Source organism: Saccharothrix texasensis, from assembly GCF_003752005.1.
In the GTDB taxonomy this organism is placed as follows: domain Bacteria; phylum Actinomycetota; class Actinomycetes; order Mycobacteriales; family Pseudonocardiaceae; genus Actinosynnema; species Actinosynnema texasense.
The window spans coordinates 8,621,932-8,642,524 of sequence record NZ_RJKM01000001.1 but is presented as its reverse complement, the minus strand read 5'-3'; the positions used below and the strand labels follow the sequence as shown (position 1 = coordinate 8,642,524).

Genomic DNA, 20,593 nt, shown 5'->3' with positions numbered 1-20,593 from the left:
CGGTCACGACCGCGCCGGGGCGAGGCGCGGCGACGCCAGGACGGCCCGGTCGGCCCGGCCTCGTCGAGATCGGCTCACAGCGGACCGACAGCCGCTCATCAGCCTCCGCTCAGGTCGACCGCGCACGATGGCGTCACCAGCACGGGAGAGCAGGAGCCCCCCATGTCAGACCCGAACCAGCCACCACGCGCCACCCCCGACCCGGCGGCGGACCGCACTCCCGCCACACCGCCCGCGCCGGACCAGCCGCCCGCCGACGCCACCACGCCCCTGTCCACCCCGCCCGCGTCCACCCCGCCCCAGTCCAACCCACCCCAGTCCAACCCACCCCAGTCCAACCCGGCGTCGGACCCCGCGAACCCGGCCGCACCCGCCACGCCCGCCGCGGGCCCCGCGCCCGAGCAGCCGGCGGCGCGGCCCGCCGGCGGACCGGCCGCCCACCAGGCCCCCGGCGCACCGCACCCCGGCCACTACCCGCCGCCTCCCGGCCGGGGTGCGGTGGCCGGCCGGGTCGTCAAGCACCGCGCGACCCAACTGGTCGCCGTCGGCCTGCTCGGGCTCGTCCTCGGCGGCGGGATCGTGGCGCTGCTCGACCACGACCGCCCCCGGTACGGCGTCGGGGCCGACCGGCCCGGTCACTCGCGGTTCGACGAGCGCGGCGAGCGCGGTGAGCGGGGAGACCGGGGAGACCGCGGCCCCGACCGGTTCCCGGGACGCGACTTCGAGCGCTGACCCGGGCCGGCTCAGGACAGGAAGCCGCGCAGCAGCAGGGCCGTGCCGTCCAGGTGCTCGGCCATCGCCCGCCGCGCGGCCTCCGGGTCGCCCGCCACGATGTGGGTCACGATCTCCTCGTGCTGCTCGTTGGAGTGCGCCAGGTTCGGCGGCAGCAGCGGTATCCGGTCGAGCAGGGCGTTCACCCTGGTCCGGGCGTCGGCGACGGCCGCCGTGAGCGACGGCGAGCCGGTCGCCTCGGCGATCGCCAGGTGCAGCCGCGAGTCCTTGCGCCGGTAGGAGTCCACCGACGCGTCACGGCACTCGACCAGCCGCGCCAGCAGGTTGCGCCGCTCCACCGGGCCCAGGGCGCGACCGGCCGCGCACTGCGCCGCGCCCGTCTCCACCGCCCACCGCACCGTCAACGCGTCCGCCAGCTCGCCGGCGTCGACCCGGCGGTCCGGCGCGGGCGCGGGCAACGGCGAGTTCACGAACGTCCCGCCGTACCGGCCGCGGCGCGACTCGACGTACCCGGCGTCCTGGAGCGACCGGATCGCCTCGCGCAACGTCACCCGGCTGACACCCAACCGCGCCGCCAGGTCGCGCTCCGCGGGCAGCCTCTCCCCCGGGCCCACCACACCGAGCCGGATCGCCTGCACGAGCCGCTCCACCGTCTCCTCGAACGCGTTGCCCGCCCGCACGGGGCGGAACAGCGCGTCCCGCAGCGGCATCACAGCGGTGTCACGTAGGCACCGGCGATCCCGCCGTCCACCAGGAAGTTCGACGCGGTGATGAACGACGAGTCGTCACTGGCCAGGAACGCCACCGCCGCCGCGATCTCGGTCGGCTCGGCGAACCGGCCCAGCGGCACGTGCACCAACCGCCGCGCGGCCCGCTCCGGGTCCTTCGCGAACAGCTCCCGCAGCAGCGGCGTGTTCACCGGCCCGGGTGACAGGGCGTTCACCCGCACCCCCTGCCGGGCGAACTGCACGCCCAGTTCGCGGCTCATCGCCAGCACACCGCCCTTGGACGCCGTGTACGAGATCTGGGACGTCGCCGCGCCCATCGTCGCCACGAACGACGCCGTGTTGATCACCGAACCGCGCCCGCGTCCGAGCATGTGCGGGATCACGTGCTTGCAGCACAGGTACACCGACGTCAGGTTGACCTTCTGCACCCGGTCCCACGCCTCGATGCCCGTGGTCAGGATCGAGTCGTCGTCCGGCGGCGAGATGCCCGCGTTGTTGAACGCCACGTCCACTGAGCCGTAGGTGTCCACAGTGGTCCGGTACAGCGCCGACACCTGCTCCTCGTCGGTCACGTCGACCTGGACGAACAGCCCGCCCACCTCGTCGGCCGCCGCCTTGCCGGACTCCGCGTCGACGTCCGCGACGACGACCCGCGCGCCCTCCGACGCCAGCCGCCGCACCGACGCCAGGCCGATGCCGCTGCCACCGCCGGTGACCACGGCAACCCGGCCCTCAAGTCGCACAACCATGTCTCTCCCAATCAGTGAGCGATGAAGACGTTCTTGGTCTCGGTGAACGAGTCGGGGGCGTCCGGCCCCAGCTCGCGCCCCAGCCCGGACTGCTTGAACCCGCCGAACGGCGTCCAGTACCGCACCGAGGAGTGCGAGTTCACCGACAGGTTCCCCGCCTCGACGGCGCGCGACACGCGCAGCGCCCGGCCCACGTCCCGCGTCCAGATCGACCCGGACAGGCCGAAGGCGCTGTCGTTGGCCAACCGCACCGCGTCCTCCTCGTCGGTGAACGGCAGCACCGCCACCACCGGGCCGAAGATCTCCTCGACCGCAGCCCGGTCGCCGGGCGCGACGGGCGCCAGGACGGTCGGCGGGAACCAGAACCCGGGGCCGGGCGGAGCCGAGCCGCGGAACGCCACCGGCGCGTCGGGCGGCACGTAGGACGCGACCTTCTCCCGGTGCGCGGCCGAGATCAACGGCCCCATCTCGGTGGCCTCGTCGCCGGGCTCGCCGACCACGACGCCCTTGACCGCGGGCTCCAGCAGCTCCATGAACCGGTCGTAGACCGACGCCTGCACCAGGATCCGGGACCGCGCGCAGCAGTCCTGGCCCGCGTTGTCGAACACCCCGTACGGCGCGGTGGCCGCGGCGCGTTCCAGGTCCGCGTCGGCGAACACGATGTTCGCGGACTTGCCGCCCAGCTCCAGCGTGACCCGCTTCACCTGGTCCGCGCAGCCGGCCATGACCTGCCTGCCGACCCGGGTCGAGCCGGTGAACACGACCTTGCGCACGTCGGGGTGCGTGACGAACCGCTGCCCCACCACCGGTCCCGCGCCAGGCAGCACCTGGAACACGTCGGGCGGCAAGCCGGCCTCCAACGCCAGCGAGGCGAGCCGCAGGGCCGTCAACGGCGTCAGCTCGGCGGGTTTGAGCACCACCGTGTTCCCCGCCGCCAGCGCGGGCGCGAAGCCCCACCCGGCGATCGGCATCGGGAAGTTCCACGGCACGATCACGCCGACCACGCCGACCGGCTCGTGGAAGGTCACGTTCAGCCCGCCGGGCACCGGGATCTGCCTGCCGAACAGCCGTTCCGGCGTGGCCGAGTAGTAGTGCAGCACGTCGCGGACGTTCCCGGCCTCCCACCGCGCGTTGCCGATGGTGTGCCCGGCGTTGAGCACCTCCAGCGCCGCCAGCTCCTCCACCGCGCCGTCGACCGCCTCGGCGAACCGCCGCAGCAGCCGGGCCCGGTCGCCCGGCGCGACCGCGCGCCACGCGGGCAGCGCCGCCGACGCGCGGGCGATCGCCGCGTCGGTCTCCTCCAGCGTCGCCAGCGGCACCGAGCGGAGCACCTCCTCGGTGGCCGGGTTGATGACGTCGAACGTGGTCACTGCTCACCCCTGTTCCGAGCTGCCCGGTCCCGTCCCGCGCCGACGAGCGCGGCGAACAAGCGGTCGTCCTCGGTGTCGGCCTCCGGGTGCGACTGCACGCCGAGCACGAACCGCGCGCCCGTCAGCTCCACCGCCTCCACCGTGCCGTCCGGCGCGCGCGCGACCACCCGCAGGCCGTCGCCGAGGACGTCCAACGCCTGGTGGTGGTGGCAGAACACGGTGGTGGCGAGGCCGACGATGCCGGCGAGCGCCGAACCTGGCGCGACCGCGATCCCGGTGTGCTCGTACACGGCGGGCGACGGGTTGTGGCCGTCGACGTGCTGGACCAGCGTGCCGCCCAGCGCCACGTTGAGCACCTGCATGCCGCGGCACACCGCGAGCAGCGGCAGGTCCAGCTCCAACGCGGCGCGGGCCAGGCCCAGCTCGACCGCGTCGCGCTCGGGCCGCGCCGGCCCGGTGCGCGGGTCGCGCGGCCGCCCGTACCGCGCCGGGTCGACGTCCGCGCCGCCCGCCAGCACCAGGCCGTCGAGGAAGGAGGCGCTGTCGGCGTCCCACGTGCCGACCGGCGGCAGCAGCACGGGGTTGCCGCCCGCGCGCACCACCGAGTCGAGGTAGTCGCGGTGCAGGACCGCCGCCTCCACGTCCCAGACGCCGAACTTCGCGCGCTCCAGGTACGTCGTGACGCCGATCAGCGGCCGTGCCCTAGAGCCGTTCGAAACCACGGATGCGCTCCCAGTCCGTCACCGACGAGTCGAACGCGGCCAGCTCCACGCGGGCCGCGTTGAGGTAGTGGTCCACGACGTCCGCCCCGAACGCCTCGCGCGCGAGCTCGCTCTTGGCCAGCAGGGACGCGGCGTCGCGCAGCGTGGTGGGCACGGTCGGCTTGTCGGAGGTGTAGGCGTTGCCGGTGAACTCCCGCTCCAGCGGCAGCTCGTTGTCCACGCCGTGCAGACCGGCCGCGATCAGCGCGGCGACGGCCAGGTACGGGTTCACGTCCGCGCCGGGCACCCGGTTCTCGAACCGCAGCGACTGGCCGTGCCCGACCACGCGCAGCGCGCACGTCCGGTTGTCCTTGCCCCACGCCACCGCGGTCGGCGCGAAGCTGCCCTGCGCGTACCGCTTGTAGGAGTTGATGTTCGGCGCCAGGAAGTAGGTCAGCTCGCGCAGGGCGGCCAGCTGCCCCGCCATGAAGTGCTCCATGAGCCGGGACATGCCGTGCCCCTCGGCGAACACCGGCTCGCCGTCGGCCGAGCGCAGGCTGAGGTGGATGTGGCAGGAGCTGCCCTCGCGCTCGTTGTACTTCGCCATGAACGTCAGCGCCTTGCCCTGCTGCGCCGCGATCTCCTTGGCGCCGGTCTTGTAGAGGCTGTGGTTGTCGCAGGTCGCCAGCGCCTCGGTGTAGCGGAACGCGATCTCGTGCTGGCCGGGGTTGCACTCGCCCTTGGCCGACTCGACCACCATGCCCGCGCCCGCCATGTGGTTGCGGATGGCGCGCAGCAGCGGCTCGACGCGCGCGGTGCCCAGCAGCGAGTAGTCCACGTTGTACTGGTTGGCCGGGGTGAGGCCGCGGTAGCCGCGGTCCCAGGCGTCCTCGTAGGTGTTGTCGAAGACGATGAACTCGAGCTCCGTGCCGACGAACGCGCGCAGCCCGCGCTCGGCGAGCCGGTCGAGCTGCCGCTTGAGGATCTGGCGCGGGGAGGCCACGACCGGCGCGCCGTCCTCCCAGACGAGGTCGCACATGACCAGCGCGGTGCCCTCGTGCCACGGCACTCGGCGCAGCGTGGACAGGTCGGGCTTCATCACGAAGTCGCCGTAGCCGCTGTCCCACGACGACATGGCGTAGCCGCCGACGGTGTTCATCTCCACGTCGACGGCCAGCAGGTAGTTGCAGCCCTCGGCGGTGTTCGGCAGGACCTCGTCCACGAAGTAGCGGGCGGCGCAGCGCTTGCCCTGCAGGCGGCCCTGCATGTCGACCGCGGCGACCAGCACCGTGTCGATGTCCCCGGCGTCCACGAGCACGCGCAACTCCTCCACGGCGAGCATCCGCAGTACCTCCAAAGGTATGTCAGCGAGCCATTGGACGCCTCATCTTGACACCTTCGAGTGAAGGCCGCCACACCCCTCTCGCGCCGACTTTCCGGCGGGGCGGCTGTTGACACGATCCGGTGACCCGCGCCACTCTCCCTGCAAAGGAGCGCGACTGACCCATTAGGGAGCGCAGATGGCCAAACACGTCGAGTACGAGAAGGTGGGCAGCGAGTACCTGGAGCACCGGCAGCTCAAGCGGGGCGCCGCGGGCTGGGTGCTGCTGGCGGGGCTGGGGGTCTCGTACGTCATCTCCGGCGACTTCGCCGGGTGGAACTTCGGGCTCGCCCAGGGCGGCTGGGGCGGTCTGCTGGTCGCGACGATCCTGATGGGCGCCATGTACACGTGCATGGTGTTCGGCTTGGCGGAGCTGGCCGCCGCGCTGCCCGTGGCCGGCGCCGGGTACGGCTTCGCGAGACGTGCGCTCGGACCGCTGGGCGGGTTCGCCACGGGCATCGCGATCCTGGTCGAGTACGCCATCGCGCCCGCCGCGATCGTCGTGTTCATCGGCGACTACGTGCAGGCCCTCGGGCTGTTCGGGCTCACCAGCTCGTGGCCGGTGTACCTGGTCTGCTACGCGATCTTCGTCGGCGTGCACCTGGTCGGCGTCGGTGAGGCGCTGCGGCTGATGTTCGTGATCACCGGGGTCGCGGTGGTCGCGCTGATCGCGTTCGCGGTCGGGATGGTCCCGAAGTTCGACTCCGCGAAGCTGTTCGACGTCGGGGACGGCAGCTTCCTGCCGTTCGGCGTCACGGGCGCGCTGGGCGCGCTGGTGTACGCGATCTGGTTCTTCCTCGCCGTCGAGGGCGTGCCGCTGGCGGCAGAGGAGGCGCGCGACCCGAAGAAGGACATGCCGCGCGGCATCATCGGCGCGATGCTGGCCCTGCTGGTGTTCGCGGCGGCGATCCTCGTGCTCGCGCCGGGCGGTGCGGGTTCGGCGGCGTTGATGTCGTCGGGCAACCCGCTGCCGGAGGCGGTGCGCGCGGCCTACGGTGGCGACAACGCGCTGGCGCGGGTCGTGAACTACGTGGGCCTGGCGGGGCTCGTGGCGTCGTTCTTCTCGATCATCTTCGCGTACTCGCGGCAGCTGTTCGCGCTGTCCCGGGCGGGCTACCTGCCGCGCTGGCTGTCGAAGACCGGCAAGCGGAAGACGCCGTACCTGGCGCTGATCGTGCCCGGCACCATCGGTTTCGTGCTCGCGGCGGTCCTGAAGAGCGGCGCCACCCTGATCAACGTCGCGGTGTTCGGCGCGGCGCTGTCGTACGTGCTGATGATGGTGTCGCACATCGTGCTGCGGGTGCGCGAGCCGGGGCTGGCGCGGCCCTACCGGACGCCGGGCGGCGTCGTCACCACCGGGGTGGCGCTGGTGCTCGCGGTGGCGGCGGTCGTGGCGACGTTCTTCGTGGACGAGCTGGCCGCCGGGATCACCGCGGGCATCGTCGTGGTGGCGCTGGCGTACTACTGGTTCCACAGCAGGCACCACCTGGTGGCCGCCGCGCCGGAGGAGGAGTTCGCCGCCATCGCGCAGGCCGAGGGGGAGCTGAAGGGCTGACCGGCGGTGGTCGGGTGGCGGACCCCGCCGCCACCCGACCGCTCACCAGTCGCCGGGCGCGTACGGGAACTCGCCGCCGTCGGCGCGGACGATCGCGGCGAACTCCTCCAACGGCCGCGTGACGTCACCGAACCGGAACACCTCGTCGCGTGGCAGGAGGAGGCAGTTCATGTCGATCCTGACCACCCGCCGGCTCCCGTCCGGGTAACCGAGGCCGATCTGGTGCTCGCGCCGCGCCGGCACCGGGCACGCCATGTCCCTCATCTCGTGCACCTCCTTCGGGGCCAGGGAGTTCATCGCCCGGACCACGGTCGCGACATCGTGCCCGAGCTCGGCGCGGTACGAGATGTGCGTTCCCCCGCCGTGCACGCAGAGCAGCGCGTTCACCGCCGACTCGTCCGCCACCGGGCCGTCCGCCTCCACCGCCGGGAACGGCCGCTCCACGACTGCGGGGGGACAGTCGAGGACGGGCGACGCCGCCGTCACGCCCGCGCGGGCCCGGCGGCCCACCTCCGCCACCCGGTCGGACTCCGGCAGCTCCGGCACGGCGTCCTCCCGGAGCACCCCACCACGCGGGTCGCGTCCTGCACGCTGCGGTCCTCGAAGGACCGCAGCACCACCACCGCCCGCTGCCGGACGCTCAACCGCGCGAGCCGGGCGCGCACGGCCAGCCGCACGACCACGTCGCCTGCCACGTCGTCCCGCGTCCCGGTGTCCGGCAAGGCCGCGGACGGTGTCTCCGGGCGGAGGCGCCCGGTTCGTCCACCTTGGACCAGCGCTCCACAGCCGCACGGGCCAACGAGTCGGATCCCTCGGCGACGGACTCGGCGAACCCCGCCGGCGATCCCGGATCACTGCGCATCAGCACCTCCACCACCAAGACGACCTGGCCCTCGGAGTCGGTTGACACGTCGTCACCACAGTTCCACCTATCGTGGAATACAGGTCCTCTCTCAAGTGGGAACCCCTTGACAACAGGAGCCCCGACCACGAGAAGAGGGACGATCATGAAGAGCAAGGTGATCACCGCCGGAGCGGCAGTCGCGGCGCTCGTGCTCACGGCCACTCCGGCACTCGCCACGCAGACGTTCGAAGACCGGGTTTTGAGTCTGACGAACGGGGAACGCGCCGCCGTCGGCTGTCCGGCGCTCACCGCGAACGCCCAGCTCGACGCGGCAGCCAGGCGGCACACCGACGACATGGCGCGCACCGGCAACTTCAGTCATACCGGCACCGACGGGAGCACAGCCGGGCAACGCGTCACCGATGCGGGGTACCCCTTCCGCATGATGGCCGAGAACATCGCCGCCGGTCAGGGCACGGCGGACGAAGTCGTGAGCTCTTGGATGAACAGCGAGGGCCACCGGGCCAACATCCTCAACTGCGAGCTGCGGGACCTGGGCGTCGCCCGCGCCGTGGACGGCAACAACAAGAGCTACTGGACGCAGGACTTCGGCGTCACGGGCTGACGCCCCGCCGGTTCTCCGACGCGCCGGTCGGACCGCCGACGACGACCGCACCCGCCGACGCCGGCGGGTGCGGGTTCCGGTGCGGGTCAGCAGTAGATCGAGGTGAACAAACCCATGACGGCGGACGCGGGCACCTCGGTCGGCAGGGGGTTGTAGGACAGCGTGACCCGCGTGCCGTCGTCCGCGCGGGTGGCGTAGGTCAGGTAGCCGATCAGCTCGCCGCCGTGGCCCCACACCGACCGGCCGCACGGCAGGTCGAACCGCTGCAACCCCAGGCCGTAGGCGAAGATCGCGCCGGTGTCGTCCACCGTGCGCCGCATGGCGTCGAGGGACGCCGCGCTGGTCAGCCCGCCGCTCAGGAGAGCGTCGAAGAACCGGTTGAGGTCCTCGGCGGTGGAGATCATCTCGCCCGCCGCCCAGTCCAGGGTCGGGTTCATCAGGGTCGCGTCGACCAGCCGCCCGTCGACCTCCGCGTAGCCGCGGGCGTGCGGGTGCGGCAGGGCCGGCCACCGCCCCGGCACGCTGGTGCGCGTCAGGCCGAGCGGGCGCAGGATCCGGGAGCGCACCTCGTCCCCGTAGGGCCGGCCGGTCACGCGTTCGACCAGCATCCCGGCGACGACGTAGTTCGTGTTCGAGTAGTGCCACCCCTGCCCCGGGTCGAAGTAGGGCGTCCCGGCGAACGCCACGTCCAGCAGCTCCTGGGGTCGGTAGGTCCGGAACCGGTCCGCGCCCCGCCACCGGTTGGTGGAGTAGCCCGCCTCGTGCGCGTAGTCGTACAGGCCGCTGGTGTGGTTGAGCACCTGGCGCACGGTGGCCCGGTCGCCGTTGCGGCCCTTCGGCACGCCGGTCACGTACCGGTCGACGGGGTCGTCGAGCCCGACCCGGCCCTCGTCCACGAGCTGCATCACGACGGTGGCGACGAAGGTCTTGGTGGCGCTGCCGATCCGGAAGTGCCCGCCGACCGCCGCCTCACCCGCCGCGTCCGCGCGGACACCCGCCGAGTCCTCGACGGTGAGCAGCGCACCGGACGCCCAGTCCTGCTCCACCCACCCGTCCAGCGCGGGGAACACGCTGGTCACCGCCAGCACGACGCCGGCAATCACAGTGTTGATCATCACCGGGACCACGCTAGGAGGCGGCACCGCGACCGCCCATGAGGAACACCACCCGGTCGGCTGTGGAAAACCCCAACGGCGATGTGCCCTGGACCGTCGCCCCTGGCAGGATCGGGGTGTGAGTGACATTCAACGTGTTGGAGTGGTGGGCTCGGGCCTGATGGGCTCCGGCATCGCCGAGGTCTGCGCGCGCGCCGGCCTCGACGTGCTGGTGGCCGAGGTCAACCCGGACGCCACGGAGGCCGCGCGGGGGCGGATCGCCTCTTCGCTCGGCCGAGGGGTGCGCAGCGGCAAGCTGTCCGCCGAGGACCGGGACGCCGCACTGGAGCGCCTCCGGTTCACCACCGACCTCGCCGACTTCGCCGACCGGAACCTGGTCGTGGAAGCCGTCGCGGAGAACGAGCAGGTCAAGACCGAGGTGTTCGCGGCGGTGGACAAGGTCGTCGCCGACCCGGACGCGATCTTCGCGTCCAACACCTCCTCGATCCCGATCATGAAGCTGGGCATGGCCACCAGCCGTCCCGAGCAGGTGATCGGCGTGCACTTCTTCAACCCGGTGCCGGTGCTGAAGCTGGTGGAGCTGGTGCCCTCGCTGCTGACCGGCGACGAGACCAAGACCAGGGCCGAGGCGTTCGTGACCGGGGTGCTGCACAAGGAGGTCATCCGCTCGCAGGACCGGGCCGGGTTCGTCGTCAACGCCCTGCTGATCCCCTACCTGCTGTCGTCGATCCGGATGCTGGAGTCCGGCTTCGCCAGCGCCGACGACATCGACAACGGCATGGTGCTCGGCTGCGCGCACCCGATGGGTCCGCTGCGCCTGACCGACCTGATCGGCCTGGACACCACCAAGGCGATCGCCGAGTCGATGTACGAGGAGTTCAAGGAGCCGCTGTACTCGCCGCCGCCGCTGCTGCTGCGCATGGTGGACGCGGGACTGCTGGGCAAGAAGAGCGGGCGCGGGTTCCACAACTACGCGTCCTGAGCGGGACCACCGCCCGGACCGGGCGTTCGCGGGGCCGTCGATCCTGGTGATCGGCGGCCCCGCCCGCATGTCCGGGGCGCTTTACCACAGCACCGGGTCCGCCGTCACCCGAACAACTCCGCGAACAATTAACACCAGCGTCTCGAATGGTGGAGAGCATTAGCCGGCAAACGATCGACCGTACCCCGGGCCGCGTCGGGGACAAAATGCCACGATCCGTCATCGACGACGGCCGTCCGATTAGTGCGAAAGACTGACGAGGAGCTCGTCAAGAGGCCGTTCGGAGTAGTCTTGATTACCGTCGTCTTCCTCGTGGTCACTGATCGACAGGACCTGTGAACTGCCTTTAGAGTGCCCTACGTCACGCTACGGCCGCCTGGTGGACAAGATTGCTTCGCCTAGCGTAACTTTCGACTCGCCCCCCACGAGGAGAACCCCGCCTTGGACCCTCAAAAAGTATCCATACGCGATTTCACGGGCCGCCAGCTCAGCGCCCTGTTGCATTCGCTGGGTATCACGGACAATACCGTCAAATCCGTGGGACTACTCGCTGACGCGCTCGGACCCGGCGGTCTCCGACCGGTTTCCACCAGCCCGGCCTGGCCTTCCGACGTCGCCGACGACCACACCCCGGTCGAGTTCTCCACGGCGTTCGCGGCAGGCGAGTCACCGACCCTCCGGACCATCGTCGAACCTACCGCGACCAGGCCTTCCCGTGCGGCGAACACGTCGGCGGCGCTCGCCGCGCTGGACCGGATGAAGCGGCACGGCGGCCTCGACACCCGCCGTTTCGACGCGGTCAAGAGCCTGTTCCTGCCGGAGCACCCGGAACGGGATTTCGCGTTCTGGTACTCACTGGTTTTCCGGCGTGACGAAGCACCCGCGGTGAAGGTCTACTTCAACCCGGAAGTGCGCGGTGAAGACGCCGCCGAGGAACTGGTGCGCGAAGGCCTGGAGCGGACCGGTTTCGCCGCCGGTTTCCCGGTTCTCCGCAACCACGCGGTCTCCCGGCCCGGACTTGACAAGTATTCCTTCTTCGCCCTCGACCTGGTGGAACAACAGCGGGCGCGGGTGAAGGTGTACATCTCACACCACGCCGCCGATGTAACGGACGTCACGCGCGCCGCGAACGTCGCCCGGGGTGTCGATGTGGACAGGGTGCCCGACTTCTGCTTGCTCACCGGCGGCAGCACCGGAACGTTCGACAAGCGTCCCCTCATTTCCAGCTACACGTTCCTGGACGGCGACGCGGACGCGCCGAGCGGCTATTCCCTGTACGTGCCGATCCGGGACTACGTGACCGACGACGAAGAGGCCCGCCGCCGGGTGCTCGCGATCATGGCCAAGTACGACATGGACCCCACGCAGTTCGACAGCGCGCTGCGCACCATCGCGCGACGTCCGCTGGACGAGGGCGTCGGCCTGATCGCCCACGTGTCGTTGCGCATGGGCAGGCCGCGCCCCGGAATCACCGTCTACCTCTCGTCCGAGGCCTACGACGTGGCTTCGCCGCGTTCGGTCAGCCTGGCAGGCTAGGAGTCACCCATGCCCACGATGGAGCCGTACCGCATCAAGGTCGTGGAGCCCATCCCGATCACCACGCGCGCGCACCGCGAGCGGGCGCTGGCCGCCGCCGGGTACAACCCGTTCAACCTCGCCGCCACCGACGTGACGATCGACCTGCTCAGCGACTCGGGCACCGGCGCCCTGTCCGCCGAGCAGCAGGCGGCGGGGCTGCGCGGTGACGAGACCTACGCGGGCGCGCGCTCCTACTACCGGTTCCACGACGTGGTGCACGACCTGACCGGCTACCCGCACGCCTTCCCCGTGCACCAGGGGCGCGCGGCCGAGCGGATCCTGTTCACCGCGCTGCTCAAGCCGGGCCAGGTCAGCGTCAGCAACACGCACTTCGACACCACGCGCGCGAACGTCGAGATCCTCGGCGGCCAGGCCGTCGACCTGCCGTGCCAGGCCGCCAAGGACCTCGACGACGACGCGCCGTTCAAGGGCGACATCGACCTGGACGCGTTGGACGCCGTCCTGTCCGGGCCGCAGGACGTCGCCGTCGTGCTGCTCACCATCACCAACAACGGTGGTGGTGGGCAGCCGGTGTCGATGGCCAACCTCAAGGCGGCGGCCTCGATCGCCCGCCGCCACGGTGTGCCGTTCATCCTCGACGCGGCGCGCTTCGCGGAGAACGCGTGGCTGGTCACGCAACGGGAGCCCGGTTACGAGCACCACACGCCGCGGCAGGTCGCCGAGGAGGCGTTCCGGCTGGCCGACGGGTGCGTGGCGAGCCTGAAGAAGGACGCCATCGTCCACATGGGAGGGCTGCTCGCCCTCCGCGACCCCGAGCTGGCCGCCAAGTGCGAGCTGCTGCTGATCGCGACCGAGGGCTTCCGCACCTACGGCGGTCTCTCCGGCCGCGACCTGGAGATGCTGGCGCAAGGCCTGCTGGAGGTGACCGACCCGGAGTACCTGCGGGCCCGGGCGGACGCCACCTCGTACGTGGCGGAGCTGGCCCAGGCGGCGGGGGTGGACAGCGTGCGGCCGACCGGGGTGCACGCGGTGTACCTCAACGCCGGGCGCCTGCTGCGGCACCTGCCGCCCAGCCGGTTCCCGGGGTTCGCCCTGGCCACCGAGCTGTACCTGGCGGGCGGCATCCGGTGCGCCGAGCTGGGGTCGCTGTACCTCGGCGGCCTGGACGACGCGGGTGAGCTGGTCAAACCCGCGCCGTACGAGCTGGTCCGGCTGGCCATCCCCCGCCGGGTCTACACGCAGAGCCACCTGGAGTACGTCGGCGAGACGCTGGCGGAGATCGCGAAGGACCCCGAGCGGGTCCCCGGGTACCGGTTGACGTACGCGCCGAAGCTGTTGCGGCACTTCAACTGCCGGCTCGAACCGGTGGTGTAGGCGGGACGGGTGACCGGTTCCGGTCACCCGCCGTCGCTGCCCCGCCGCGGGCGCGCCGGAGCCCGAAGGCCCGGCGTCCGCGCGAGCGCGTCGCCCGGCCCCCGGCCGTCGGGCGGTCAGGCCATGGCGTCGAGCCGGTCCATGGTGTGCTGGATCAGGCTCACCAGCACGGTCTTGGCCGACTCGCGGTCCCGCGCGTCGCACAGCACGAGCGGGATGGCCGCGTCCACGTCCAGCGCCCGCCGCACCTCGTCGACCTCGTAGTTGTGCGCGCCCTCGAAGCAGTTCACCGCGATGATGAACGGGATGCCGCGCCGCTCGAAGAAGTCGATCGACGGGAAGCTGCTGTCCAGCCGCCGCGTGTCGACCAGGATCACCGCGCCGATCGCGCCGTAGGCCAGCTCGTCCCACATGAACCAGAACCGGTTCTGGCCGGGTGTGCCGAACAGGTACAGCACCACCTCGGGGTTGATGGTGATGCGGCCGAAGTCGAGGGCGACCGTGGTCGTCTCCTTGGACTCCAGGCCCAGCACGTCATCGACGCCGACACCGGCCTCGGTGAGCAGCTCCTCGGTGTGCAGCGGGGGTATCTCGCTGACCGAGTTGACCATCGTCGTCTTCCCGGTGCCGAAGCCACCGGCGATGACGATCTTCACTGGGGTGGGGACGAGCAGTTCCCCACCCGGCCGCTCAGATTCCACGGACACCATCCAACACCGCCTGGAGCAGGTTCCGGTCCGGCACCTGCGGGACTCGGGAGGGGTCACGGATCACGACGTCACCGCGCTGGATCAGATCGCTCAACAACACCTTGACGACGACGAGCGGCACGTCGAGGTACGCGGCGACCTCCGCCACGGACAGCGGGCGCCGGCACAGCTCCATGATCTCCATGTGCTCGACCGACAACGCGTCCGGGTCCGACGGCGACGGCATCGCGCGCACCTGCGTCACCAGGTGCAGCTCCGGTCGCAGCGGACGGGTCCGACCGCGCACCATCGCGTAGGGGCGGACCAGCGGGCCCGCGGCCTCGTCGTACCACCAGTCCTCGCGGCCCGCCATCAGGAGGACCTTCGGGCGGCGGGCAGGCTCGCCGCGGCCGTGCCGCGCGGCGCCGACGACAGGTACGTGCCGACGCGCTTGACGAGCATGTTCATCTCGTAGGCGATCATGCCCATGTCGGAGTCCTCTTCGCCGAGGACGGCCAGGCAGGCGCCGTGGCCGGCCGCCGTGACGAAGAGGTAGGCGTGCTCCATCTCGACGATGGTCTGCCGCACCGCGCCGCCGCCGAAGTGCCGCCCGGTGCCGCGGGCCAGGCTCTGGAACGCCGACGCCATCGCGGACAGGTGGTCCGAGTCGTCCTTCGACAGCCCGGGCGAGCGGCCCAGCAGCAGACCGTCCGCCGAGAGGACCACCGCGTGCCGAGCTCCGACCACCCGGCCGACCAGGTCCTCCAACAACCAGTTCAGTTCGTTGTGCTGGCTGGTCATGTCGTTCATCGGGTTGCCTTTCCGGTTTCCAGTCGTCCGGCCACTGCTGCTGGTCAGGGTTCGAGGTCGTCGGCGGGTGTCCGACGGGCGTCGCGTGTGCCCCGTTGGAACGCCGACAGGCCCTTGCGGACCCTCTCGGCGGACTTCTCGGGGTCGACCTCGGGGAGCGGTTCGGGCGAAGGGTGGAAATCGTTGCGCACCAACTGCGGCGCCAGGTTCTGCTGACGACGCCTGCGTGGCAGTTCGGGTCGGTCGGAGTTGGCGGCGGCCGACTCCGGCTCGTCGGCGGGCCACTCGGACGTGGCCCGCTTCCGCTGCGGCAGTTCCAGCTCGCCGCTGCGCTGCGACAGGTCCAGCCCGCCGCTCAGTCGTTCGACCTCTGGAGTGGAATCCTGGGTGACGGCGGCCTCGGCCTGGGCCCAGAACCCCTCGAGGTCTCGGGAACCGTCGGGAAACCTGGCGTTTCGCACTGAGTCGTCGCCCTGCTCCGGGATGTCGTGGAAGGAGCGTCGGGGCAGCTGCCGGGTCTCGGCGGGCTCCGTCGCCGTGGTGGGGCCCGCGACGATCGCGGACGGGATCAGCACGAGTGCCAGCGTGCCGCCGTAGGGCGAGTCGCGCAGCTCGACGTGGACGCCTCGGCGGGCGGCCAACCGGGCGACGACGAACAGGCCGAGGCGCGACTCGCCGCGCAGGCGCATCGCGTCGAACTCCGGCGGGTCCGCCAGCATCGCGTTGTGCTGCTCGCGGTCCTCGGGGTTGATGCCGAGGCCGTGGTCCTCGATCTCGACCACGATGCCCTGCGGCACCTCGCTGGCGTGCACCTGCACCTGGGACCGCGGCGAGGAGAACGCGGTGGCGTTGTCCACGAGCTCGGCGATCAGGTGGATGGTGTCGGCGACGGCCGCGCCGACCAGGGCGGTGTCCGGCACCGGGTTCACCTTGACCCGCACGTACTGCTCGGTCTCGGCCACCGCGGCGCGCAGCACGTCGAGCAGGCGCACCGGCTTGCGCCACTGCCTGCCCGGCTGCTCGCCCGCGAGGATGATCAGGTTCTCGGCGTTGCGGCGGGCTCGGGTGGCGAGGTGGTCGAGCTGGAACAGCGCGTCGAGCTGCTCGGGGTTCTCCTCCTCGCGCTCCAGCTTGTCCAGGATCTTCAGCTGGCGGTGCACCAGGCCCTGGTTGCGGTGCGCGATGTCGAGGAAGACCCGGTTGACGCCTTCACGCGCCTGGCTCTCCTTGACGGCCGCGGCGACGGCGGTGTACTGGGCGGCGTTGAACGCGTCCGCCACCTGGCCGATCTCGTCGCTGCCGTAGTCCAGCGGCGGCACCTCGACCTCGACGTCGACGTGCTTGCCCTCGCGGAGCCGGTCGACGATGTCGGGCAGCCGTTCGTGCGCCAGGGTCAGCGAGTCCTTCTTCAACGCCGTGAGGCGCGTGATCAGGGCCCGGTTGACCAGGCGGTTCGACGTGCGGATCGCGATCAGGATGCCGATGATCACGGCGAGCAGCGCGACCAGGCTGCCGATCAGCACGGTGCGGAACTTGCTCTCGCCGCGACCCATGGTGACGTTCACCGCGCTCGCCGCCTGCTCGCTGACCAGCGCGGTCAGCTCGTCGGAGATGGGGCCGCTGACGTTCTGCCACTCCTGCAGCGACCCGGCGTTGCTCGGCTTCGGGCCGTTCTGGATCAGCCTGCCCTCGAACTCGACCAGGCGCTTCCACTGGTCGCCCTCGATCATGAACTGGTAGTGCTCGCGCACCTCCGGCCGGGCGTAGGGCGCGATCGAGTCGTAGGAGGAGTGGTAGGCGCCGACGAGGTTGGCGAACTCGATGTGCTCCTCGGGCGTGAACTGGCCGGCGGCCAGGGCGCTGGAGGCGAGCGAGGTGGCCCGGGACATCCAGTCGGCGGCCTTGAAGTACTCGGTCGCGGTGATGGCGCCCTTCACGGACTCGTGGTCGGGCACCACCCGGGCCTGCACGCTGAACAGCGCGTCACCGGCGTCGAGGAGGCTGTTGTAGTACGTGTAGATCTCGGACTTCGAGGCGCGTTCGGCCTCCAGGGCGGAGCGGCGCTGGGGCAGCTGGTCCAGCAGCACGTTGAGCGCGTTGATCTTGTCGACGATCTCCTGCGGCGCCTGCGACGCCAGCTCCTCGAACGCCGCCCGCATCTCGTCGACCGCGCGGTCGGTCTCGGCCTGCTGCACCTCGAGGTCGCTGGTGCCGAGGGCGGGCTGGCTCAGCGCCGTCATGCTGAGCTCGCGCTCCTTCTGCAGCGCCGCGAAGGTCTGGACCGCCGGGATCGAGGCGTCCTTCACGCCGGAGGCGACGGCGCGGAGGTAGAAGCCGTCGAACAGGGTGTACGACGAGAACAGCGCCCACATGATGAGCAGGACGATGCTGGGGACGACGACGACACCGGTGAGTCGTGATCGGATCGTCTTGTAGTTCGTCTCCGTGGTGCTCTTCTGCTTCACAGCGCTCCGCAGCCTCGTCCGTTGCCAGGTCAGGCGCAGCACTAGGACCGCTGACTCTTCTTCACCCGATCGGCGACGGAACGGTAACACTCAAAGATCATCATTACGAAGAGACAGCGATCACTTGCGCGACGCGACGATGAGGTTACCCAGTCGAGTGATCCCACGAACAGGGGGCCGATGTGAACTTCTTCGCACCGGCCCCCTCACTTTCACGGCTTCGGCACCGAAACCACGTTGTACGTCGTCGTGGGCGTGGGAGGGGTGGTGAAACGGGCGTTGGGCAGGTAGAGGCGGCCGGCGAACGACGCCACCGTGGTGGGCACGTCGAACCGCGCGTCCGTGACCTTGGTCACGAGCGCGCCCCGCGTGCCGTCCTTGGCCAGGGAAAACACCGCGACCGCGTTGAGCCGGTTCTGCACGACGTACAGCGTGCGGCCCTCGACCAGCAGCCCGTCGCCGTTGGTCAGCACCTCGCCGCCCAGGTCGACGGCGGTCGTCACGCCGGTGCGCGCGTCGACGCGGTGCAGTTGCCCGGTGTTGCTCTGGACGATCAACAGCGCTTTGCCGTCGGGCGTCTCCGCGATCCCGTTGGCGTTGTTCACCCCCGGGGTCAGGACGAAGTCACCGGAGAGCGGAATCGCGGTGTGCGAGTCCGGCAACGAGCCGTGCCGGCCGAACGGAACTCGATAGATCATCGCCTTCCGCGAGTCGGTGAAGTAGGCGGCGGCGTCGGTGATCACGACATCGTTGACGAACGTATTCGCGTCGTCCGCGAACCGGTAGGACTGGAGGACCGCTCCGGTCCGGGCGTCGACGACCCGCCCGTCGCCACCCGCGCCGCCGGCCACGAACAGCCGCTTGCGCGAATCGACCTTCAACCCGACCGACGCCGTGCCGGGCCCCTGGCTGAACACCTCGCCGCGCCCGGTGCGGAGGTCGACGCGGAACAGGTCCCCGTCGGCCCGCGACCCGAAGTAGGCGGTCGGCGCGGCCCCGATCGCGATGCCCTCGGGCAGGAACCCGTCGGGCAGGGGGAACTCGGCGGGGAACGGGTGTGCTTGCGCTGCGGCGGCGGGCGCGGCGGTGACGAGGGAGACCCCCAGCACCACGGCGGCCAGCGCACCGAGTGAGCGAGACATGACCACTCCTTTTCGCTTTTGCGGCGTCCCGGGAGTGTTCCGCAGCGCTCGGCCGCCGGCGAACCCCACGGCGCGCGTGGGGTGGCATCCACAGCGAACCGACAGCAGCAGGGCCCGGTTCGACACAGGGGTCAGTCGAGGTAACGAAACGATAACGGTCAGGTCGCGGACCGAGTTCGGTACGTATGCCACTGTGTCCACCGCCCACCGGCGGTCGGGGTTCACCGCACACATGCGCGTACCTACGACGAGGTGACACATCCATGACGCGAAACCAGGGGCGGCACCGCTTCTCCCGGCGCACGAAGCTGACTGCCGGCGTGACCGGGTTGGCGCTCACGATCGGCCTGGCCGTCGCGATCAGCACCACCGGCGATCAAGGCACCGCCCAGGCGGACGGGGCCGACATCTCCCTGTTCGTCGACATCACCAAGCAGCAGCGCAACGTGAAGGCGCCCCAGCCGCGCCGGGGCGCGAGCACCGGCACGTTCACCGTGGACTGCGGCCGCAACGAGAACGGCCACTTCAACCCGGACAACTTCATCGCGCAACCGGGTGTCCGCAACGGCGCCGAGCACCTGCACGACTACGTGGGCAACGTGTCGACCGACGCCGACTCCACCGACGAGAGCCTGCTCGAAGCCGACACCACCTGCAAGAACGGCGACAAGTCCGCCTACTTCTGGCCCGTGGTCCGGATCGACCGCGAGAACGAGGACGACGAGCCGGGCGAGCCGGCCGGCGCCGAGGTCGAGTGCCCGGACGTGCGGCGCAAGCTGCGCGACGTGCCGCGCCAGGCCAAGGCCGAGGTGGACCGCAACATCCAGGCGATGGAGGACCAGATCGCGGAGGCCAACACCAGGCTGAAGGCCGCCGCCGACGTCGACGACCCGAACTTCGTCAACAACGCGATCCTCCGGCCGCTGCGGGACAAGCGGACCGCGGCGATCGACCGCATCGTCCAGGCCATCGACCGGGTCGGCCAACGCCCGCGCGGGCTCAAGCGGCTCGCGCCGTGCACGGTGAAGGACGGCGACGCCAACGACGCCAAGGTCGCCGAGGCGGCCCAGGAGGCCGAGGCGGACGCGCCGGAGAAGGGTGACGGCAAGAGCGCCAGCGACGAGAACGAGCTGCCCGGCAACGAGGGCGAGATCCAGCGGCCCGAGGTCGTGGACATCACCTTCCGCGGCAGCCCCGTCGGCAAGGTCGAGGCGATGCCGCGGTTCCTCCGGATCCTCTACGGCGACGCGAAGGTCTCCACGAACGGGCCGAAGAACGCGCGCAACTCGTGGACCTGCACCGGGTTCGAGGACAAGGTGCTGATCAACAAGTACCCGATCTGCCCCGAGGGCAGCAAGGTCAAGCGCGTGCACGACTTCAACAGCTGCTGGGACGGCAAGAACACCGACAGCGCCAACCACCGCGACCACATCGTCGCGCCCGACCAGAACGGCAAGTGCCCGAAGGGGTTCAAGGCCGTGCCGCAGCTGCGGATCAGCCTGACCTACGACATCCCGCGCGACGTCCAGGTGGCCGGGCAGTACGCGGTCGACGCCTTCCCGCAGGAGGAGCACAACCCGTTCTCCGACCACGACGACTTCGCGAACGTGATGTCCGACGAGATCATGAACCGACTGGTGCAGTGCGTGAACTCCGGCCGCCGGTGCAAGGAGTGACGGCGCGCAGAGCGGACTCCACGAGGTGAGAAGACGTCATCCCCGGCCCGCGCGGCGGCAGGTCGGGGATGGCCCCTTCCCGGGGCGCGTTTCGCTCCCACCCCGGCGAGGTAACC

General features: G+C 71.0%; 20 protein-coding genes. 7 read left to right on the top strand and 13 right to left on the bottom strand.

Annotated features, from left to right (window positions below; genetic code table 11):
- The first annotated feature begins 162 nt into the window (after positions 1 to 162).
- Entirely contained in the window at positions 163 to 732 is a 570-nt protein-coding gene (locus tag EDD40_RS38560; protein ID WP_123747255.1) for a hypothetical protein, read from the top strand.
- A gap of 11 nt (positions 733 to 743) precedes the next feature.
- Here the strand turns inward: EDD40_RS38560 and EDD40_RS38555 are convergent, their stop codons facing one another.
- Genes EDD40_RS38555 through EDD40_RS38535 form a run of 5 tightly spaced genes read right to left on the bottom strand, consistent with a single transcriptional unit; the run spans position 744 to position 5,622 of the window.
- Entirely contained in the window at positions 744 to 1,442 is a 699-nt protein-coding gene (locus tag EDD40_RS38555) for a FadR/GntR family transcriptional regulator (RefSeq protein WP_170185361.1), read from the bottom strand.
- The gene (locus tag EDD40_RS38550; protein ID WP_123747253.1) at positions 1,442 to 2,209 is read right to left on the bottom strand and encodes a 3-oxoacyl-ACP reductase; all 768 of its coding nucleotides are present in this window, start codon (positions 2,207 to 2,209) and stop codon (positions 1,442 to 1,444) included. Before EDD40_RS38550 ends, EDD40_RS38555 begins: the two co-directional genes overlap by 1 nt.
- A gap of 11 nt (positions 2,210 to 2,220) precedes the next feature.
- Positions 2,221 to 3,579, bottom strand: coding sequence for an aldehyde dehydrogenase family protein (locus EDD40_RS38545; protein WP_123747252.1), 1,359 nt, complete (start codon positions 3,577 to 3,579; stop codon positions 2,221 to 2,223).
- On the bottom strand, positions 3,576 to 4,301 hold the full coding sequence (locus EDD40_RS38540; RefSeq protein WP_123747251.1) for a gamma-glutamyl-gamma-aminobutyrate hydrolase family protein: 726 nt from the start codon (positions 4,299 to 4,301) through the stop codon (positions 3,576 to 3,578). The genes EDD40_RS38545 and EDD40_RS38540 overlap by 4 nt, the downstream gene beginning before the upstream one ends.
- Positions 4,282 to 5,622: a glutamine synthetase family protein gene (locus EDD40_RS38535; protein ID WP_123747250.1), complete on the bottom strand. Its 1,341-nt coding sequence runs from the start codon at positions 5,620 to 5,622 to the stop codon at positions 4,282 to 4,284. Before EDD40_RS38535 ends, EDD40_RS38540 begins: the two co-directional genes overlap by 20 nt.
- Positions 5,623 to 5,800: 178 nt before the next feature.
- On the opposite strand from EDD40_RS38535, the gene eat reads away from it, so the two are divergent.
- The gene (gene eat, locus EDD40_RS38530; protein WP_123747249.1) at positions 5,801 to 7,216 is read left to right on the top strand and encodes an ethanolamine permease; all 1,416 of its coding nucleotides are present in this window, start codon (positions 5,801 to 5,803) and stop codon (positions 7,214 to 7,216) included.
- Positions 7,217 to 7,258: 42 nt separating this feature from the next.
- On the opposite strand, the gene EDD40_RS38525 is transcribed toward eat, so the two are convergent.
- A complete protein-coding gene (locus EDD40_RS38525) occupies positions 7,259 to 7,762 on the bottom strand; it encodes a hypothetical protein (RefSeq protein ID WP_148089048.1) in 504 nt (167 codons plus the stop codon).
- On the bottom strand, positions 7,699 to 7,938 hold the full coding sequence (locus tag EDD40_RS38520) for a sigma factor-like helix-turn-helix DNA-binding protein (protein ID WP_123747247.1): 240 nt from the start codon (positions 7,936 to 7,938) through the stop codon (positions 7,699 to 7,701). Before EDD40_RS38520 ends, EDD40_RS38525 begins: the two co-directional genes overlap by 64 nt.
- A gap of 285 nt (positions 7,939 to 8,223) precedes the next feature.
- Here EDD40_RS38520 and EDD40_RS38515 point away from each other — a divergent pair, with 285 nt between their 5' ends.
- Positions 8,224 to 8,685 carry a CAP domain-containing protein gene (locus tag EDD40_RS38515; RefSeq protein WP_123747246.1) on the top strand — a complete coding sequence of 154 codons (462 nt, stop codon included), beginning with the start codon at positions 8,224 to 8,226 and terminating at the stop codon, positions 8,683 to 8,685.
- An 86-nt stretch (positions 8,686 to 8,771) separates the two neighbouring features.
- On the opposite strand, the gene EDD40_RS38510 is transcribed toward EDD40_RS38515, so the two are convergent.
- Positions 8,772 to 9,800 carry a serine hydrolase domain-containing protein gene (locus tag EDD40_RS38510; RefSeq protein ID WP_123747245.1) on the bottom strand — a complete coding sequence of 343 codons (1,029 nt, stop codon included), beginning with the start codon at positions 9,798 to 9,800 and terminating at the stop codon, positions 8,772 to 8,774.
- Between the two features lie 118 nt (positions 9,801 to 9,918).
- On the opposite strand from EDD40_RS38510, the gene EDD40_RS38505 reads away from it, so the two are divergent.
- The 3 genes from EDD40_RS38505 to EDD40_RS38495 all read left to right on the top strand — a co-directional run bounded on the left by EDD40_RS38505 (position 9,919) and on the right by EDD40_RS38495 (position 13,695).
- The gene (locus EDD40_RS38505; protein ID WP_123747244.1) at positions 9,919 to 10,782 is read left to right on the top strand and encodes a 3-hydroxybutyryl-CoA dehydrogenase; all 864 of its coding nucleotides are present in this window, start codon (positions 9,919 to 9,921) and stop codon (positions 10,780 to 10,782) included.
- A 441-nt stretch (positions 10,783 to 11,223) separates the two neighbouring features.
- A complete protein-coding gene (locus EDD40_RS38500; protein WP_211348341.1) occupies positions 11,224 to 12,318 on the top strand; it encodes a tryptophan dimethylallyltransferase family protein in 1,095 nt (364 codons plus the stop codon).
- Between the two features lie 9 nt (positions 12,319 to 12,327).
- Positions 12,328 to 13,695, top strand: coding sequence for a tryptophanase (locus EDD40_RS38495; protein WP_123747242.1), 1,368 nt, complete (start codon positions 12,328 to 12,330; stop codon positions 13,693 to 13,695).
- A gap of 116 nt (positions 13,696 to 13,811) precedes the next feature.
- Here the strand turns inward: EDD40_RS38495 and EDD40_RS38490 are convergent, their stop codons facing one another.
- The 5 genes from EDD40_RS38490 to EDD40_RS38470 all read right to left on the bottom strand — a co-directional run bounded on the left by EDD40_RS38490 (position 13,812) and on the right by EDD40_RS38470 (position 18,801).
- Positions 13,812 to 14,405, bottom strand: coding sequence for a GTP-binding protein (locus EDD40_RS38490; protein WP_123747241.1), 594 nt, complete (start codon positions 14,403 to 14,405; stop codon positions 13,812 to 13,814).
- Positions 14,386 to 14,757, bottom strand: a complete 372-nt coding sequence (locus EDD40_RS38485; protein WP_053718070.1) for a DUF742 domain-containing protein — start codon at positions 14,755 to 14,757, stop codon at positions 14,386 to 14,388. Before EDD40_RS38485 ends, EDD40_RS38490 begins: the two co-directional genes overlap by 20 nt.
- The gene (locus EDD40_RS38480) at positions 14,757 to 15,194 is read right to left on the bottom strand and encodes a roadblock/LC7 domain-containing protein (RefSeq protein WP_053718071.1); all 438 of its coding nucleotides are present in this window, start codon (positions 15,192 to 15,194) and stop codon (positions 14,757 to 14,759) included. The genes EDD40_RS38485 and EDD40_RS38480 overlap by 1 nt, the downstream gene beginning before the upstream one ends.
- A gap of 44 nt (positions 15,195 to 15,238) precedes the next feature.
- On the bottom strand, positions 15,239 to 17,659 hold the full coding sequence (locus tag EDD40_RS38475; protein ID WP_123747240.1) for a sensor histidine kinase: 2,421 nt from the start codon (positions 17,657 to 17,659) through the stop codon (positions 15,239 to 15,241).
- 212 nt (positions 17,660 to 17,871) lie between these two features.
- Positions 17,872 to 18,801, bottom strand: a complete 930-nt coding sequence (locus EDD40_RS38470) for an SMP-30/gluconolactonase/LRE family protein (protein WP_123747239.1) — start codon at positions 18,799 to 18,801, stop codon at positions 17,872 to 17,874.
- 263 nt (positions 18,802 to 19,064) lie between these two features.
- Between EDD40_RS38470 and EDD40_RS38465 the strand changes: the two genes are divergently transcribed.
- A complete protein-coding gene (locus EDD40_RS38465) occupies positions 19,065 to 20,477 on the top strand; it encodes a DUF1996 domain-containing protein (RefSeq protein ID WP_123747238.1) in 1,413 nt (470 codons plus the stop codon).
- The last annotated feature ends 116 nt before the right edge of the window (positions 20,478 to 20,593 follow it).